Origin of the sequence: Deinococcus sp. KSM4-11 (genome assembly GCF_004801415.1) — a bacterium.
GTDB lineage: Bacteria > Deinococcota > Deinococci > Deinococcales > Deinococcaceae > Deinococcus.
In genome coordinates, this window is the sequence record NZ_SSNX01000002.1 from 215,987 (window position 1) to 231,315 (window position 15,329).

Consider the following 15,329-nt stretch of genomic DNA (forward strand, 5'->3'; position numbering starts at 1 on the left):
CGCCGCGCCCCCGCCGGAGTGCTTACTTCGCGACGGGCAGGCCGGTGGCGCTGCTGATCTTCTTCGCAGCGTCGTCCAGGGCGTCCTGTGCGGTCTTGTACTTGCCTTTCACGTAGTCCGCCTGCACGACGATCATGACCTGCCGGGCGTCCTGGAAGTACTGCGTGCCGCGCGCCTGGGGCACGTCACCGAGCGTGTCGAGGATGGTCTGCCAGACCTTCTGCCCGCCCCAGTACGGCTGCGGCTGCGCCACGTAAGCGTCCTTGGCGGCCGTGAGCAGGCTGGGCACCAGACCCTCGCTCTTGAGCATGGTCACCTGGCCGTTCGTGGTGGCCAGGGCATTCTGGATGAAGGCGTAGGCGGCGTCCTTGTTCTTGCTCGCGGCGGGAAGGGCCAGGGCGCTGCCCCCGAGGTTGCTGGCGCGCACGCCGCCGGCCTTGCTGGCGGGCATGGGGTACACGCCCCACTTGCCCTTCTGATCCGGGGCGTTGGTGCGGATGGTGCCCTCGTACCACGCGCCGAACATGGCGCTGGCGAGTTTGTTCGCCTTGAAGGCGGTGATCTGGCCGCCCCAGTCGGTGGTCATCAGGACGCCGCCGCCGATGAGCTTTTTCACAGTCTCCAGGGCGTTCACGCAGCCGCTCTTGGCGACGGTGACCTGGGTGGCGGCGTTGTCGAAGTAAAAGCAGCCGTTCTGGTTGGCCAGCATGCGGAACCATTCGTCGTCCTGACCGTTGCCGACGGCGCCCATCTTGACGCTGCCGCCGAACTTGGCGCTGACCTTCTTGCCGGCGGCCAGGAAGTCGTCCCAGGTCTTGATGGCGGTGGGGTTCACGCCGGCCTGCTGGTACAGGTCACGGCGGTAGAAGATCACGACGGGACCCGAATCCCACGGCATGGCGTAGCGTTTGTTCCCGACCATGAGCTCCGTCCACTTGAAGGCCGGGAACTGCGCGGCGACCTTGTCGGCGCCCAGGGTGTTCAGGTCAGTGAAGCAGTCGGGGAAGCGGGCCCAGAAGACTTCCGCCTCGTTGTTCTCGATGGAATACACGTCCGGGAGGTCGGCGCCACCGGCGGCGCAGCCAGCCAGCCCACGGTCGTAGGTGTTCTGGTTGCCGAGGTCGACGACGTTGACCTTCACGTTCGGGTACTTGGCGTTGAAGCTGGGAATGGTGGCCTGCAGCGCCTTGGCGGCCACGTCCCAGGACCACACGGTGACGGTGCCGGACAGCGCGTTGCCCTGCGCGGCGGCGCTGGTGGCGGCGGACAGGGTGGCGAGGGTGAGGGCAGTGATCAGCGCGGTCTTCTTCATGGATTCTCCTGTGTGGCTGGGACTGTACCGGCGTTCAGCAACCGGTTTCTCGGCGGGGCACAACGGTGCCCTTCAGGGTCAATCCGGCGCGGTGAGCAGCGAGGGCAAGGCCGTCGAGCGCGGGATTTGATTGTTGAACGGTTGAAGCATACATTCTGAGCAACCGGTTTCGCAAGGGGGAACGTATCCGCAAGAAAGCCCCGACCATCTACGACATTGCCGCCCGCGCCCAGGTCTCGGTCTCCACCGCGTCGCGCGTCCTCAACGGCCACACCACCGTGAACGCCGACCTGCGCGAGCGGGTCGAGCGCGCCATGCAGGACCTGCGGTTCCGGCCCAACCGGATCGCGCAGACGCTCTACCATCACCGCTCCCACACCATCGGCTGCATCCTCCCCGACATCGGCAATCCCTTCTTCTCGCAGCTGTTTCTGCAACTGGAGATCGGTGCCTTCGAACGCGGATACACCATGATCCTGGGCAACACCGTCAGCCTCCGCGAGCTGGAACGCACGCACCTGCGCACCCTGGCCGAGCGGCAGGTGGACGGCCTGCTGTACCTCGGCGGCCTCGCCAACGACGCCGCCCCGGATCCGGAAGACCTGCAAGCCGTGCACGACGTGGCCGAGCGCCTTCCGGTGGTCGTCGTGAACGGCGACCTGCCCGGCGTGCCCGTCGCCGCGCGGATCCGCTCCGACGAGGCGGCCGGCATGCGCGCCCTGCTGAACCTGCTGCAGGCCCGGGGCCACCGGGACGTGGCCTTTCTGGGCGGGCGGAACGACGTGACGACCAGCCTCGACAAGCTGCGTGAATACGACGCGCTGCACCCGGACGCCCCGGCCCACTGGCGGCAGGTGACGGGACTGACCATCGATGCCGGGCGCGCCGCCATGGCCACCCTGCTCGCGGGTGGCGTGCAGCCCACGGCGGCGGTGTGCATCAACGACCTCGTCGCCGCGGGCGCGCTCGCCGGGGCGCGGGAACAGGGCGTGGACGTCCCCGGTACCCTGTCCCTGGCCGGGTTCGACGACATCTTCGTCGCGCAGGTGGTCTCCCCTCCACTGACCAGCGTGAACCACAACTACGACCTGCTGGCCCGCACCGCCCTAGACGCCCTGATGGACAGCATCAACGGAAACCTGTCGCCCCGCTCGGTGGAGGTGCCCACCGTGATCGTCGAGCGCGGCTCCATCCGCACCCGGTGACGGTCTACTTGGGTTCCCGATGTCCGTGCCGGGTGCGGCCGGACTGGCGAAGCGGAACCCGGCTGTGAACCGGCCCGCGGTTACAGCGGCGCCGCCCTGCCGATCTGGTATTCCGCCTCGGCGTCATGCCGGATGACGACCTCGCATGCGGACTGCTCGCGCGCACCTGAGGCCGCGCACATGCTGAGCGCACCGGGAAGATCGCGGTTCAGGTACAGGTAGTAGCGGGCGGCATCCGTATAGCAGGTGTGCCGGAGCGCCGGGTCGGCCGCCTGCGGGCACAGCCGCTGCACGTACGGCCGGTCCACCGCCAGGGTTCCGGTCACCCGGTCACGGGATATGCTCGACGCGCAGGCCTGCGCCGCCACGCCCCCGGCGTGCGCGCAGACCGCGAAGGCCGCGGCGGCCGTGCGCGACCGCAGGGCAATCAGGGTGCCCTGGTAGCTGTAACACGCGGTGCGCTCCACACCCTGCACCTGGGTACACGGCCACGCCGGATCCCCGCTGCGGTAGGTGGGCGGCGTGGGGTAATGGAACGCCTTCATGGTCGCCGCGACGCGGTACTCCATGAAGACGCCGCCCGTGCAGAAGAACCGTTCGGTCTCCCCCGCCTGACGCATGCCCTCGCAGCCCCGCAGGGCCTCCCGGAGCTGTGGCCAGCCTCCCGGCCCGGGCGCGGCCATCAGGGCGCGCATCATCAGGCCGTGCCCGATGCCGTGCACGCAGTCGGTGTACATCGCGGGCGGCCCCTGGCCGCGGTACCCGGCGCAGACGGCCGAGAGGTCGGCGTGGGCATTCTCCGGCCGGCCGATGTAGAGCATCAGCACGCCGTGATAGCAGCCGCTGCCCAGCGTATCCCCACACGCCTGGAGCTGCTCGCCCAGCGTGGCGTACTTCGAGGCCGTGGCGTACCCGATCTCATGTGCGAAGGGATGGCCCTCGCTGGCGAAGGCCGGCTGACGCACCAGTTCCGTGGCGATCCGCAGGGCCGTGCGCGGATCGGTGCGCGCCACGATCCGGCGCAGTTCCCGCCCCACACAGTTCACGTCCTCACCGCACACGCGGCTCACCTGCAGGCCGTCCATCGGCACTGGCGCGATCCGTGGCCACAGCAGGAGCGCGCCGATCAGCGCGGCCAGCCCAGCCAGCGGCCACAGCAGGAGCCACGTGGCCCGGCGCCGCGCGCGGCGGTGGTCGGTCACCGCTTCACCGTCCGTCCATGTCATCGGGCCCACTGTAGCGAAGCTGGATGAACGCCGCCGGGGCGGAGGCCCACCCCGACCCGGCGCGTCAGATCTTCACGAACGGAACGCCGGCCGGCGTTCAGGGAACCGTGAGACGCGCTCCCCTACGCTCGCGCCAGGGAGGCAATCCGCCCTGGTCTGGGTGGACCGTGGCCACATCGGCCGACCGCCCGGCTGGCTCTCCGTCTCTGACCGTCCGCACCCTGACGTCCTGGGCCCAGGTGATCGTGGCCCGTTTCCCTCTGGAGGTTCACCCGAATGCCCAGTTCCCACCTTGCCCGTGCCCGCCACTGGTCGGCCGCGGCCCTGTTGACCGCGCTGCTCATCGCGTGTGCCGGGCCGACAGCGACCCCCACCCCGCAGGTCACACCGGTGCCCACCTCCACGCCCGATCCCACGCCCGTGCCGGGGCCGCCCGACCCGGCACCCCTGAGCTGGGTCGAGCACACCGCCAGCCCCATCCCGCTGTACGAGGGTCAGGGCGCAGCGGTGAACGGGCGCCTGTACGTCTTCGGAGGGTTTGACAAAAATGTCGACGGACAGCCGATCGCGACCCGGGCCGCCCATGTCTACGATCCAGCCACCGACCAGTGGGCCACGCTGAACGACATTCCGGACGCCGTCACGCACGCTGGCGTGGCCGTGGACGGCACCGTCCTCTATGTGGCGGGCGGATTTCTGGGGAATCATCCGGGACCGCAGACGGATCACGTGTGGAAGTACGACACCACGGCCGACCACTGGACGGCCATGCCGCCGCTGCCCCGTGCCCGTGGGGCGGGCGCGCTGGTGCGGCTGGGCCGTGAACTGCATTACTTCGGCGGCACCGAACGGACGGCGGACGGGCATTACCTGCAGGACGACGGTGACCACCTGGTGCTGTCGCTGGACGCCCCCACCACGTGGCGTCAGGCGGCGCCACTGCCAAACCCCCGCAACCATCTGGGCGGCGCCGTGCTGGGCGGCATGATCTATGCAGTCGGTGGACAGCACCTGGGCAACGAGGCCTACAGTGACCAGACCGACGTCGACCGCTACGATCCGGCCACGGATACCTGGACGGCCGTCGCGTCCCTCCCGATGCCGCTGGGCCACATCACGGCGTCGACCATCGTGCTGGGCTCCCGGCTGGTGGTGGTGGGCGGCGTGACGCTGGCCACCCACGCGGGGGCCAACGAGGGCCTGGAGAGCGACGAGGTGACGGCCTACGACCCGGCGACGGATCAGTGGGCGCCCCTGACGTCCCTGCCCGGGCCCCGGCAGTCGCCGGTTGCGGACGTCATCGCGAACACCCTGGTCGTCACGACCGGCTCCACCGCCGAAGGCCCGGTGGACAACACCTGGACGGGGCACTGATGGCCACGCGGGCGGAGCACCCAGCACGCCCTATTCGGGCGCTTCTTGGGCGGACTCTCACCCCCTTCTTACCCACCCGGTTTCTAAAGACCCGCTCCACAGATCATCAAAGCGGCGTCAGGTAGGAATGCGCACACTGAGGGCATGACGTTCCCCTCACTTTCCTCACCCCTGCGCTGGTGGCCCAGGGTGCTCTCACGGTTCACCCGATCCGCTCCGCCCCGTGGCGTCCGCACGCTCAGTGACGCCGAGAGCCTCGGCGACTGAGCGGCCGTCCCGGGCACGCCCAGTGGCTGGGGCACGACCCAGGGAGCGGGATGGGCGACGCGGTCGCTCCGGCCGTTGCCGTCAGCCATGTACAGCAGCGCGACCTGCACGTCGACCGGCAGCCCTTGGTTGTCGGGCCGTGCTGGAAGCCAGTCAGGGAGTGCTGCGTGGCCCCGCGACGCGGGTATGACCTTGGATTCGAAGCCTCGTCCGGGTCGTGGAACCGCGAACCTCCACACAAACACCTGGCCCTGAGCAACGGCGCGGCCTATGTCACAGGCCAGGCCCAGCGGGTTGGCGGTGCCGTTCCCCTGGTTCTTCCCGAACGCCTTGTTCCGGCCCGCAGCGGGGAGCCGTCCGGCCAGCCGTCCTGCAGGACGGAGAGTGCCTCGACGGCACGTCAGTTCCTCCCAGATTCCCTCCGGTCGGGGGCGGTCGACCCGCGTGGCCCGCTGCGCCATTCACCCAGACGGCGGCACGTCTTGGATCGGATTCCTCGCAGGCGTTGCAGGTGCTGCCCACCGGGCCGAACATCTGATCGTCGGGTTCGAGCACGACCGTCCGCAAGCATTGCTTGCCGTTGTCCGGCAGATCGGCGACCTTCTCCGGCTCGGGCCGTGACGTCTCCCGCTGCGTCGCGGCGCGCGCCCTGGCTCAGGACATCCCTTCACAGCCTGGAAATCAGGCCACTGAGGTCGCTGCGTGAATCGCAGTCATGGGCCGCCACTCCCTTACACCCCGGCGGGGTCATGTGATCCCACTGACGCGGAGCGGACGCCGCAGGGACGCCTCCAGCCGTGGCAACGCGGGTCGGGCCACGCGGAGCCTGGACGAGATCACGCGCTGGTGAGCGGTTCGGTCGTCGGGACAGCCTCGCGCGGCGTCCGGGTGCCAGGTGCCCAGGTCACGCTCCGCACCACGGCCAGGGCGGCCAGCAGTCCGGACAGGCCCGACCCGACCGCGATGGCGTACAGCGGGGCGTGGAGCGTGGTCAGGGCCAGGCCCGCCACGATGACCAGCGCGAGCAGCAGCGGCAGCGCCTGCAACAGCCTCACGGCCATCCGCCAGCGCAGTTCGAACTCCGGCACGTGAACGTCCATGCGTTACGGTATCGGGCGGATGTCAGCGGCACAAGTCCAACGGCTGACCAGACCTTCGGCATTGGGGGGCCAGGTGCCCCCCACCGCGAATCTACACAGGGATGACCTGCCCTCCACGCGGCCCTGGAGTGGCCTCCCAGGGCCGCGCCGTCTGGTATCACGGACACAAGGAGCCCACCATGACCACCCCGGACCGTACCCCCACCACCTGGCACCTCACCTCCGAGCAGCGCCGCGTCGTCCTGGGACGGCACCTCGCTGAACTGCGCGCCTGGGCCGACCGGGCCCACACCGAACTGGAGGCGTGGACCTTCACCTTTCCGGGCGACGCGCCCGTACCGGTGCGGCTGGGCCAGCCGTGGCCGCGGGTGGACGGCGCGGTCGCGGGCGGCCCGGTGCGCTTCGAGTCGACCTTCACCGTTCCGGCGGGATTCGAGCGTGCGGAGCTGGAACTCGACGTGGGTGGCGAGGGTCTGGTGCGGCTGTCCTGCGGCGGGGCGGGCGGCCTGAACCCGCACCACCGGCGCTTCCCGGTCACGGCCCGGCCCGGTGAGCAGGTAACCGTCACCATCGACGCGGTGCCCAAGGGCCTGTTCGGGGCGCACAACCCCGAACCGACGCTGCGCGTGGCGAGGCTCGCGCAGCCGGAACCCGACGTGACCGCCCTGGCCACCGACCTGAGCGTCCTGCTGGACGTCGTGCAGGGGCTCGGCGGTGAGGTCGTGGCGGCGCATCTGCTGAGCGCCGCCGAGGACGCCCTGGCCGGGCTGACGTGGCCCTCCGATCCCGCCGCGTACGCGGGCCGTCCGGGCGCGGGCGTCGGGGCCGACATGGGCCGGCTGTGGTCGACGCCGCCGGTGGGGGAAGCGCTGCCGCTGTCCCGGGACGTGCTGCAGGGCGTCAAGGCAGCGCGGGAGAAGCTCACGGCCCGGCTCGGGCAGCTCCTGGCCGCGTTCCCCCCACGGGGCGCCCTCGCGCTGAGCGGCCACGCGCACCTGGATCTGGCGTGGCTGTGGCCCTTTGCGGAAACGCGGCGCAAGGGCGCCCGAACCTTCGAGACGGTGCTGAACCTGATGGATCGCTATCCGGACATGACCTACAACCAGTCCTCGGCGCAGCTGTACGCGTGGATCGAGGAGGAACATCCGGAGCTGTTCGCACGCATTGCCGAGCGCGTGCGTGAGGGCCGCTGGGAGCCGGTGGGCGGCATGTGGGTCGAGCCGGACGCCGCCATGAGCGGCGGGGAGTCCCTGGCGCGGCAGCTGCTGTACGGCCAGCGCTACTTCCAGGAGAAGTTCGGCCGGCGCAGCACCGTGGCGTGGCTGCCGGATACGTTCGGCTTCACCGGTCAGCTGCCGCAGCTGCTGCAGCAGGGCGGCGTCAGCGGGTTTTTCACCACCAAGCTGTCGTGGAATGAGACGACCGCCTTCCCGCACGACCTGTGGTGGTGGGAGGGCATCGACGGCTCGCGCGTCCTGGGACACATGTTCAAGAACGACATCTACGGCGCCGAGGCCCTGGGCAGTTACAACGGTGACATCAGTCCCGAGCACCTGCTGCGCGTGAGCGGCCACGACCGGGCGGCGGCCACGCCGGGGTGGCGGGGCCGCGCGCCCGAGACGCTCTTCACCTACGGTCTGGGCGACGGCGCGGGTGGCCCGAGCGCCCCCATGCTCGACCGGTACGAGCGGCTGCGCGAGTACCCCGGCATGCCCCGGCTGCGGCATGCCCGCGTGGACGAGTTCTACGCCGCGCTGCCCAGCGAGGGACTGCCGGTGTGGGTGGGGGAACTGTACTTCCAGCTGCACCGCGGCACGCTGAGCTCGCAGGGCCGCACCAAGCGGCTGCACCGGCAACTCGAGGCCCGGCTGGTCGAGGCCGACGTGGCACTCGCGCTCGCCCGCTGGAATGGCCGGGAGGATGCCGGCGCGCAGGCCGGGCTGGAACGCCACTGGAAAACACACCTGCTCCACGAGTTTCACGATGTGCTTCCCGGAAGTTCCATCCGGGAGGTGTACGCCGAGGCGGAGCCGACCCTGATGGCCGCGCTCGACGGAGTCACGGCCGCGCGCGACCAGGCACTCCAGGGCGAGGGGGAGGGCGTCACCGTCGTCAACGCCTCGCTCTTCCCCCGCCCGCTCCAGGTGATCGTGCCCGGCGCTGGTTTCTGGGAGGTGGACGGTGCGGCGCTGCCAGCCCAGACCGTCGAGGGCGGAACCCTGCTCGTCTCCTCCACCGTCAGCGTGCCGCCCCTCGGGAGCGTCACCCTCACGCCAGGTGGCGCGTCCGGTTCCGGCACGGCGAGCGCGACCCTGACGGAAACGCCAGAGGGCACGTGGCTCGGCAACGCCCTGCTCCGCGTCCTTCTCACCCCGGACGGGCACCTCGCCCGGCTGGTCACCGCCGCGGGGCGCGACGCCCTCGGCCCGCAGGGGCACCGGCTCGTCGCGTTCCGCGACCTGCCGCGCGCGTGGGAAGCCTGGGATGTCAACCCCGACACCCAGGACGCCCACCTCGGAACCGTCCTGCCGGGCGCGCAGGTGAACGTGCTCGAACGCGGCCCCCTGCGCGTGGCGGTGCGGGTCACGCGGACGTGGCGCTCCTCGACCATCACGCAGACAATCAGCGTGACCGCCGGAAGTCCCCGCGTGGACATCCACACCCACGCGGACTGGCAGGAACGCCGCACGCTGCTCAAGGCGTTTGTCAACGTGAATGCCAGGAGCGACTTCGCCACCCTGGAGACGGCCTTCGGAGCAGTACGGCGGCCGACGCACCGGAACCAGCTCAGCGACGCCGCGACCTTCGAGGGGGGTGCCCACCGCTTCGCGGATCTCAGCGAACCCGGCTTCGGCCTCGCGCTGCTGAACAACGGACGGTATGGGCACGCCGCGTACGGCTCTGAACTGTCCCTTACGCTGCTGCGCGGCCCCATCTACCCGGACGCGCACGCGGACCTCGGGGAGCATGAGTTCACGTATTCGCTGCTGCCGCACGGTGGCGACTGGACGCAGGATGTCGTGCGCGAGGCCGCCGACCTGAACAGCCCGCTGGTGGTCGGTGCCGGAAGTGGCGGTACGCCCCTGCCCATCCGGCTGGGCGGTCTGCCGGTTGCCCTGGGCACCCTCAAGCCTGCCGAGGATGGAGACGGCGTGATCCTGCGGTTCTACGAGCCGCACGGTGCCCGCGGCGAGGTGCAGCTGTTCACACCAGAGGGCGTCACGGTCGCCCGTGTCAACCTCCTTGAGGACGATCAGGGCGGAGTGGGCACCTTGACCACTGCTGACGGCGGGCTTCGTTGGACGATCCCCATGCGACCTTTTGAGGTGTCCAGCCTCCGTGTGGTCAGGGCGGAGGCACGTTCCAGCCACTGAGGCGCCGTGCCCTGTTCTGCGCGGGTGTGTCCATGCCCGCTGAGGGCCACCGGTGTCTCAGGAGGCGTCGCTCCCGTGTGGTGGTTCGGAGCCGTTCGGTTTCGTACCGCGCCTCGTGGCCGGCACGGTGGCGGAACTGTGGGCGCACTGGGCACCGTCATCTGGGGTCGCTTTGCAGAGTGAGCTCGAGGCAGTCACGTGGCCCGTCGATCGCCATCGGACTGGCGTGTGTAAGAGCGTGGATGTGCTGGCCGCTCGGCGGCGGAGCTCCTCGGCGTGGCCGGGCCTGCCGTGGGCGGGCTCCCGGCACGCCGTCGGTTCCTCCCTGGCCGTGGCGGAGGGCACCACGCGGACGACAGAGTGCGCAAAGAAAGGTGACTCCGTGCCTGCATTCGGCTCTTTTTGCCGATCGCGCCTGGATGGAGGGTCTCTCAGGTCGGTGCCTGTCACCTTCCCATCTGGAGTGTGATTGAGGCTCCAGGCGCCAGGACGGCTCCATGCAGCGGGGGAGGTAACCGTGTCGCACCGTGTCGCACTCTGTCGTATTTTTTGGTGTTTTTTTGCAGGTACGGCGCCGCACTGGGGCAGCATTTATTGCTGGGTACCGTCCAGCGCGGTACCCAGAACCTCGTCCTGTGACGGGGCGGCCGCCTGGCATTAATGTGCTCTTGTTCACCTTTGTACAGGCAGGAGCTCCTGGGCGTTTGCCCCTGGCACAGACTCCTGTCAGCGTAGCGTGCCGGCTGCTGGGGCAGGGTCGGCTATTTCACGAACCCTGGCGAGCGGGGCGCCCCGCCCAGCGCCTGCCCCAGCCGTTGGTGGCGCCAGCCATGCCATCGGCGGGGAAGGTGCTCCCAGCCCTGGCCTCCAGGGCGGTGACGGTCAGCGTCAGGAACGCGGCCCCCATGGAGGCCCCGCCTCCCGGCCCGCCGGCGTACTGATGGAACCACATGAGGGTGAAGCACCTGCACGCCACGCTGCTGAGCGTGTGGGCAGGGTGCCCGGCCGATGCTGCTCCCTGCCGGAGTGGGCGTGGACTCTGGCCGGGTGCCGGGGGACGGCGCGATCCTGCAGGCCGCGGGTGCCATGGGCCGCGCGGTCTGTCCAGGGAGCGCGTGGTCGGCCTCTGTGCGTCATCCCAGCCGCGTGGCCGTGGCCGCCTCCTGTACCTGTGGATATGGCTCCGCTGTGCACGGGATGAGGCGCGAGCAACCGTACCTGTAGACAGAATTTCGGCGGTGACGGGGCGGCCGGGCGCTGTGGCACTGGCGATGAATTGCGCTGTCGTTGCCGGTGTGGATAACGGCCTCCAGCTGGGAGTATGGGATACCGCGCAGAGGTGGGGGCGTGCAGGCCGTAGACTGACCTGACATGCAGAACCCGCCATCTTCAGTCTCAGCGGCGGATCAGGTTGACCTGGTTCAGATTTTCGGCGCGCTGAGACGCTACCTCCCCGTGATTCTCCTGGTGCCGCTGGTCGTGGCGCTCCTCGGCTACGTGCTGTCCAGCCGGCAGGCGAAAGTCTACGAGGCGAGTGCCAGCGTGATCGCGGTGGACACCAACGCGCAGAACTCCCTGATCAACAACACGCTGGTGACGGCGCCACCCCTGCCGCAGGGCGCGGTGGATCAGGTGCTGCACAGCCGCTCGCTGGTCACGGACATCGTCGCGCGCCTGGGCAAGAGTGGCCTGGACGCGGCGACCGTGTCGAAGATCAGCGCGGACCTGACGCGGGAGCTGGAGGCGAATGTCTTCAACCGGCTGAAGGTGCGGGCGCGGCTGGACACCCAGCAGCGCGGCGTGTATGAGATCCGCGCCCAGGGCAGCTCTCCACAGGCGGCCAGTGACCTGGCCCAGGCGGGCGTGGACGCGCTCCTCGCGTGGGACAACGACCGGGCCAAGCAGGGCGTGGTGAGGTCCCGTTCCAGCCTGCAGCAGCAGCTTCAGAACCTGACGGCCCGCATCGGCAGCACCACGGACGCCCTGGAGAAGCAGAGCCTCATCGCCGCGCGTGGGCAATTGCTACAGAACCTCTCGCAGGTGACGGTGCTGGAGACGGCCGCGACGGGCACGCTGATTCCGGTGGCGGAGCCGGTCGCCCCGCGCGCGCCGGTGTCGCCGCGACCGCTGCGGAACGCCGCGCTGCTCGGGCTGGTGACATTGTTCCTGACGGTCGGCGCGGCGCTGATTGCCGACAGCCTGCGCCGCCGTGTGGAGGGCCCCGAGGACCTGCTGCCGATGGGGCTGCCGGTGCTCGCGCAGTTGCCGCTGCTGCGCAAGCGCCAGCTGGCCGGCGGCTTCCTGGCGGCCAGCCATGGGGGCGCGCTGTACGAGAGCGTGGGCTTCCTGCGCATCAACATCCAGTCCATGCTGAAAGACGGCGAACACCGCCGCCTGGCGATCTCCAGTTCGTACCCTGGGGAGGGCAAGAGCTCCATGACGGCGGCGCTCGCGGAGAGTCTCGGCGCGACGGGCCTGAAGGTGCTGGTGATCGACGCGGACCTGCGCCGCCCCACGCAGCTGAAAGTGTGGGCACCGCAGCGGCTGGGCACGCACCCGCTGCTCGGCACGGACGAGTCCCTGGCCCCGGCGGTCACGGTCACCGAGATGTTCACGCGGCCGGACGCGGCGCATGCCACGAACGTCGCGCCGAACGTCGATTTGCTGCCGGCCGGGACGCCGCAGCGGGGTGATAGTGACGCCAGCATCCTCAACCAGCCGGCCTTCAGCGCGCACCTCGCGCAGTGGGCGCAGGGCTACGATTTCGTGCTGATCGACACGCCGCCCATGCTGCTGCTGCCTGACACGCTGGCGGTCGCGCCGTACACGGACGGCGTGATCATGGTCGTGGAGAACGGCAAGACCCGCACGGCCGACGTGCAGCGCAGCCTCCAGAATGCCCGCGCGGCGGGCGTGCCGGTGCTGGGCGTGGTTCTGAACAAGGTCAGCCGCCGCCGGGACGCGTACTACCGGTACGGCGGATACGCGTATAGCGACCAGGGGAGCGCGCCGATCCTCGGGCCGGCGACCGAACCGGTCAGCAGCACGCGTTGACACCTGAATTCGCATGAGTGACCGCACGGCCCCGGGCGATGGGCCCGCGCCCCTGTGGCTGCGGGTCTGGACGGCGATCCTGCCCGCCGTGTACTTCCTCTCCCCTCTCACGCTGCTGGCGTTGCCGGCGCTCCGGCGGCTGCCACGCCCGGTGTGGTGGGTGCTGGGTGCCTACGCCCTCAGCCAGCAGCTGCCGGCCCTCCTGACTCCGGATCCGCTGCTCGCCAGCGTCCTGGCTCTCGGCCGCACGGCATTGATGCTGGGCTTGATCGCAGCGGGCGCCTTCCTGGGCAGCAGTCGCCAGCTGGGCGTGATGGGCTTCGGCCTGGCCTTGGCGTACGTCACTGCGCTGGGCGTGGCCCTCGTGCGGGGGGAACCCCTGCTCGCGCAGCGGCTGACGCACCCGTACATGACGTCCATCACGCTGGGCCTGCTGGGCGCGGCCGGCCTGTGGATCGCGCTGTTCGCTACGGGGCGAGTGTGGTGGCGCGTGCCGTTGGGGGCCAGTGGGCTGGCGATCCTGCTGCTGAGCGGCAGCCGGGGCCCGCTGGCCGCCGCGGTCATCGGAGCGGTGCTGGGCCTCGCGGTACGTTCGGGCCGGCGGCTCGCGCTAGGCCTGGTGATCGGCGCCGCAGCCCTCACCGGCGCGTACGTGGCCGGGCAGCAGCTCGGCATTCCCGCCCTGGAACGACTGAACACGACCGACTCGTCCGGACGGGACGTCATCTGGTACTCGGCACTGTCAGTGATCCACAGCGCCCCACTGGGCGGCGTCGGCAGTTACCTGCTTGGCGACCGGCTTGCGCCGCCCGGTGACCCCTGCACGCTGTGGCCGACACCCGAGGGCGCCGCGCCATGTCCCGCGTGGATCGCCCGCCTGGGGCATCCCTGGCTGATCGCGCACAACGTCACGCTGCAGCAGCTCGCCGAGACCGGCCCACTGGGGCTGCTGGGGCTGTTCGTGCTGCTGGGTGTCGTGGTCGCGGCAGCGGCCCTGCAGCGCGATGCGTTGGGGATCGCGGTGCTGACCGGGCTGCTGGTGGCGACCGCGAACGACAACACGCTCCTGGTGCCGGGGCCCTTTGTCGGGGAGCTGTTCTGGATCACAGCCGGCACGGTGCTGGTGCGCCTCCCGGCCGTCTCTGCGGCCGTGGGTTGGGCGGGGGGCGTGGTCGCCACGGCGCTGCTCGGGGCCTTGTCAGCGCCGGTGATGAGCACTGCGTTGCCCCGCCTACCGTTGCCATCCTTTCGATTAAGCGCCTTGATCGCTCCCCGCACGGTGAAAGACCCGCAGGATTACGCAGCCTACGTGCGCCTGAATATACCGCCCGGACACTACCGCCTGGCTTTACAGGCATGCCAGATCAGTTGTGCCTGGGTTCAAATCGTTCCAGTCACAGTACCGGAAGGTGGGCCGGCCCCGGTGACCCGTCTGAGCGGACACCTGTACCGGGTGCCCCAGCAGCGCGTAGAACTCTCGCTTTATCCGGGGAAATCTGCCATACGCCCAGAGCCACTGGCGCAGTCCAGCTGGACGGTACGGTGGACGCCATGAGCACCACGACCCGCGCACTATCGCTGGGAGCGTTGCCATTGGTCGCAGTCCTGGGCCTGGCCGTACTGACTGGACGCTCAATTCAGCCCAGCGAGCTGAAGGTGGGGTCGCCTGCCGTGGCGGCCTGCGCCCAGCCCCCCGTGTTCAAGCCGGGTTACCAGCGCGGCAAGGATTACGTGGTTCGGCAGGGCAAGGGGTATCACTTCGGCGGCGAGGCGTGGGTGGAGGCTACAGTCTGCTCGGCAGGCACCCTGGCTGTGACGGCCTATGGGGAACTAGGTGGCGTCGAGGAGCCCCAGCTAACGGTGGCCCTCAACGGTGACATTCTAGCCTCCATTACTTTTGATCACGAACGCACCGTACAGATCCAGCTTCCTGAAGCTGGTGAGGTCATCGTGGCTTACCTCAACGACTTTTATGCCACAGATTCACGGGTGATTTTCCTGCGGGACATCAAGCTCAGCGGCACGGGTTGTCAGGATCTTCAGAAGATTCAGTTCGTTAAGGGTAAGGGAATTGACCTGGATCCGGCGGCTCACACTGCCTCGCTGGCTAGTGGAGTGCCGCTGACCTTCACCCCATGCCGCGCTGGGGAATTACAGGTATTGGCACTGGGTCGGAAGGGGAGAAGTGCCCTGCCCATCCTTAAGATTAGCGAGGGAGGTGCGGTGCTGTACCAGCGGCCTGTGGGAACCACATGGCGTCCTCTGCGTCTGAACGTGCAGCAGCGACCCCTTACCCTGCAGCTGGTCAACCCTTACTGGAAGACCCTGGCTGACCGGAACCTCATTGTCTCGAAGCTGAATTTTACCCCGAACCCGCCTTCAGCTAGGTAAAATAAGGAGATGGAGAGTTCATGGAG

At 69.4% G+C, this 15,329-nt stretch carries 10 protein-coding genes; 7 read left to right on the forward strand and 3 right to left on the reverse strand.

Features of this window, described 5'->3' with window-relative positions:
* Positions 1-22: 22 nt before the first annotated feature.
* Positions 23-1,312 (reverse strand): sugar ABC transporter substrate-binding protein, encoded by a 1,290-nt coding sequence (locus tag E7T09_RS08165; protein WP_136388691.1) that lies wholly within the window; start codon positions 1,310-1,312, stop codon positions 23-25.
* A 215-nt stretch (positions 1,313-1,527) separates the two neighbouring features.
* Here E7T09_RS08165 and E7T09_RS08170 point away from each other — a divergent pair, with 215 nt between their 5' ends.
* On the forward strand, positions 1,528-2,517 hold the full coding sequence (locus tag E7T09_RS08170) for a LacI family DNA-binding transcriptional regulator (RefSeq protein WP_240741725.1): 990 nt from the start codon (positions 1,528-1,530) through the stop codon (positions 2,515-2,517).
* An 80-nt stretch (positions 2,518-2,597) separates the two neighbouring features.
* On the opposite strand, the gene E7T09_RS08175 is transcribed toward E7T09_RS08170, so the two are convergent.
* Positions 2,598-3,743 (reverse strand): hypothetical protein, encoded by a 1,146-nt coding sequence (locus E7T09_RS08175; RefSeq protein WP_136388693.1) that lies wholly within the window; start codon positions 3,741-3,743, stop codon positions 2,598-2,600.
* Between the two features lie 276 nt (positions 3,744-4,019).
* Between E7T09_RS08175 and E7T09_RS08180 the strand changes: the two genes are divergently transcribed.
* Both E7T09_RS08180 and E7T09_RS22420 read left to right on the forward strand, forming a co-directional pair.
* Complete coding sequence (locus tag E7T09_RS08180; RefSeq protein ID WP_240741687.1) at positions 4,020-5,117, forward strand: kelch repeat-containing protein; 1,098 nt, start codon at positions 4,020-4,022, stop codon at positions 5,115-5,117.
* A 144-nt stretch (positions 5,118-5,261) separates the two neighbouring features.
* Positions 5,262-5,384 (forward strand): hypothetical protein, encoded by a 123-nt coding sequence (locus E7T09_RS22420; RefSeq protein ID WP_255578412.1) that lies wholly within the window; start codon positions 5,262-5,264, stop codon positions 5,382-5,384.
* Between the two features lie 836 nt (positions 5,385-6,220).
* On the opposite strand, the gene E7T09_RS08185 is transcribed toward E7T09_RS22420, so the two are convergent.
* Positions 6,221-6,484, reverse strand: coding sequence for a hypothetical protein (locus tag E7T09_RS08185; protein ID WP_136388694.1), 264 nt, complete (start codon positions 6,482-6,484; stop codon positions 6,221-6,223).
* Positions 6,485-6,663: 179 nt separating this feature from the next.
* Here E7T09_RS08185 and E7T09_RS08190 point away from each other — a divergent pair, with 179 nt between their 5' ends.
* From E7T09_RS08190 to E7T09_RS08205, 4 genes are all read left to right on the forward strand, one after another.
* The gene (locus E7T09_RS08190) at positions 6,664-9,858 is read left to right on the forward strand and encodes a glycoside hydrolase family 38 C-terminal domain-containing protein (RefSeq protein WP_136388695.1); all 3,195 of its coding nucleotides are present in this window, start codon (positions 6,664-6,666) and stop codon (positions 9,856-9,858) included.
* 1,371 nt (positions 9,859-11,229) lie between these two features.
* Positions 11,230-12,912 carry a polysaccharide biosynthesis tyrosine autokinase gene (locus E7T09_RS08195; RefSeq protein WP_136388696.1) on the forward strand — a complete coding sequence of 561 codons (1,683 nt, stop codon included), beginning with the start codon at positions 11,230-11,232 and terminating at the stop codon, positions 12,910-12,912.
* A 13-nt stretch (positions 12,913-12,925) separates the two neighbouring features.
* Positions 12,926-14,467, forward strand: a complete 1,542-nt coding sequence (locus E7T09_RS08200) for an O-antigen ligase family protein (RefSeq protein WP_136388697.1) — start codon at positions 12,926-12,928, stop codon at positions 14,465-14,467.
* Complete coding sequence (locus E7T09_RS08205; protein WP_136388698.1) at positions 14,464-15,303, forward strand: hypothetical protein; 840 nt, start codon at positions 14,464-14,466, stop codon at positions 15,301-15,303. Before E7T09_RS08200 ends, E7T09_RS08205 begins: the two co-directional genes overlap by 4 nt.
* The last annotated feature ends 26 nt before the right edge of the window (positions 15,304-15,329 follow it).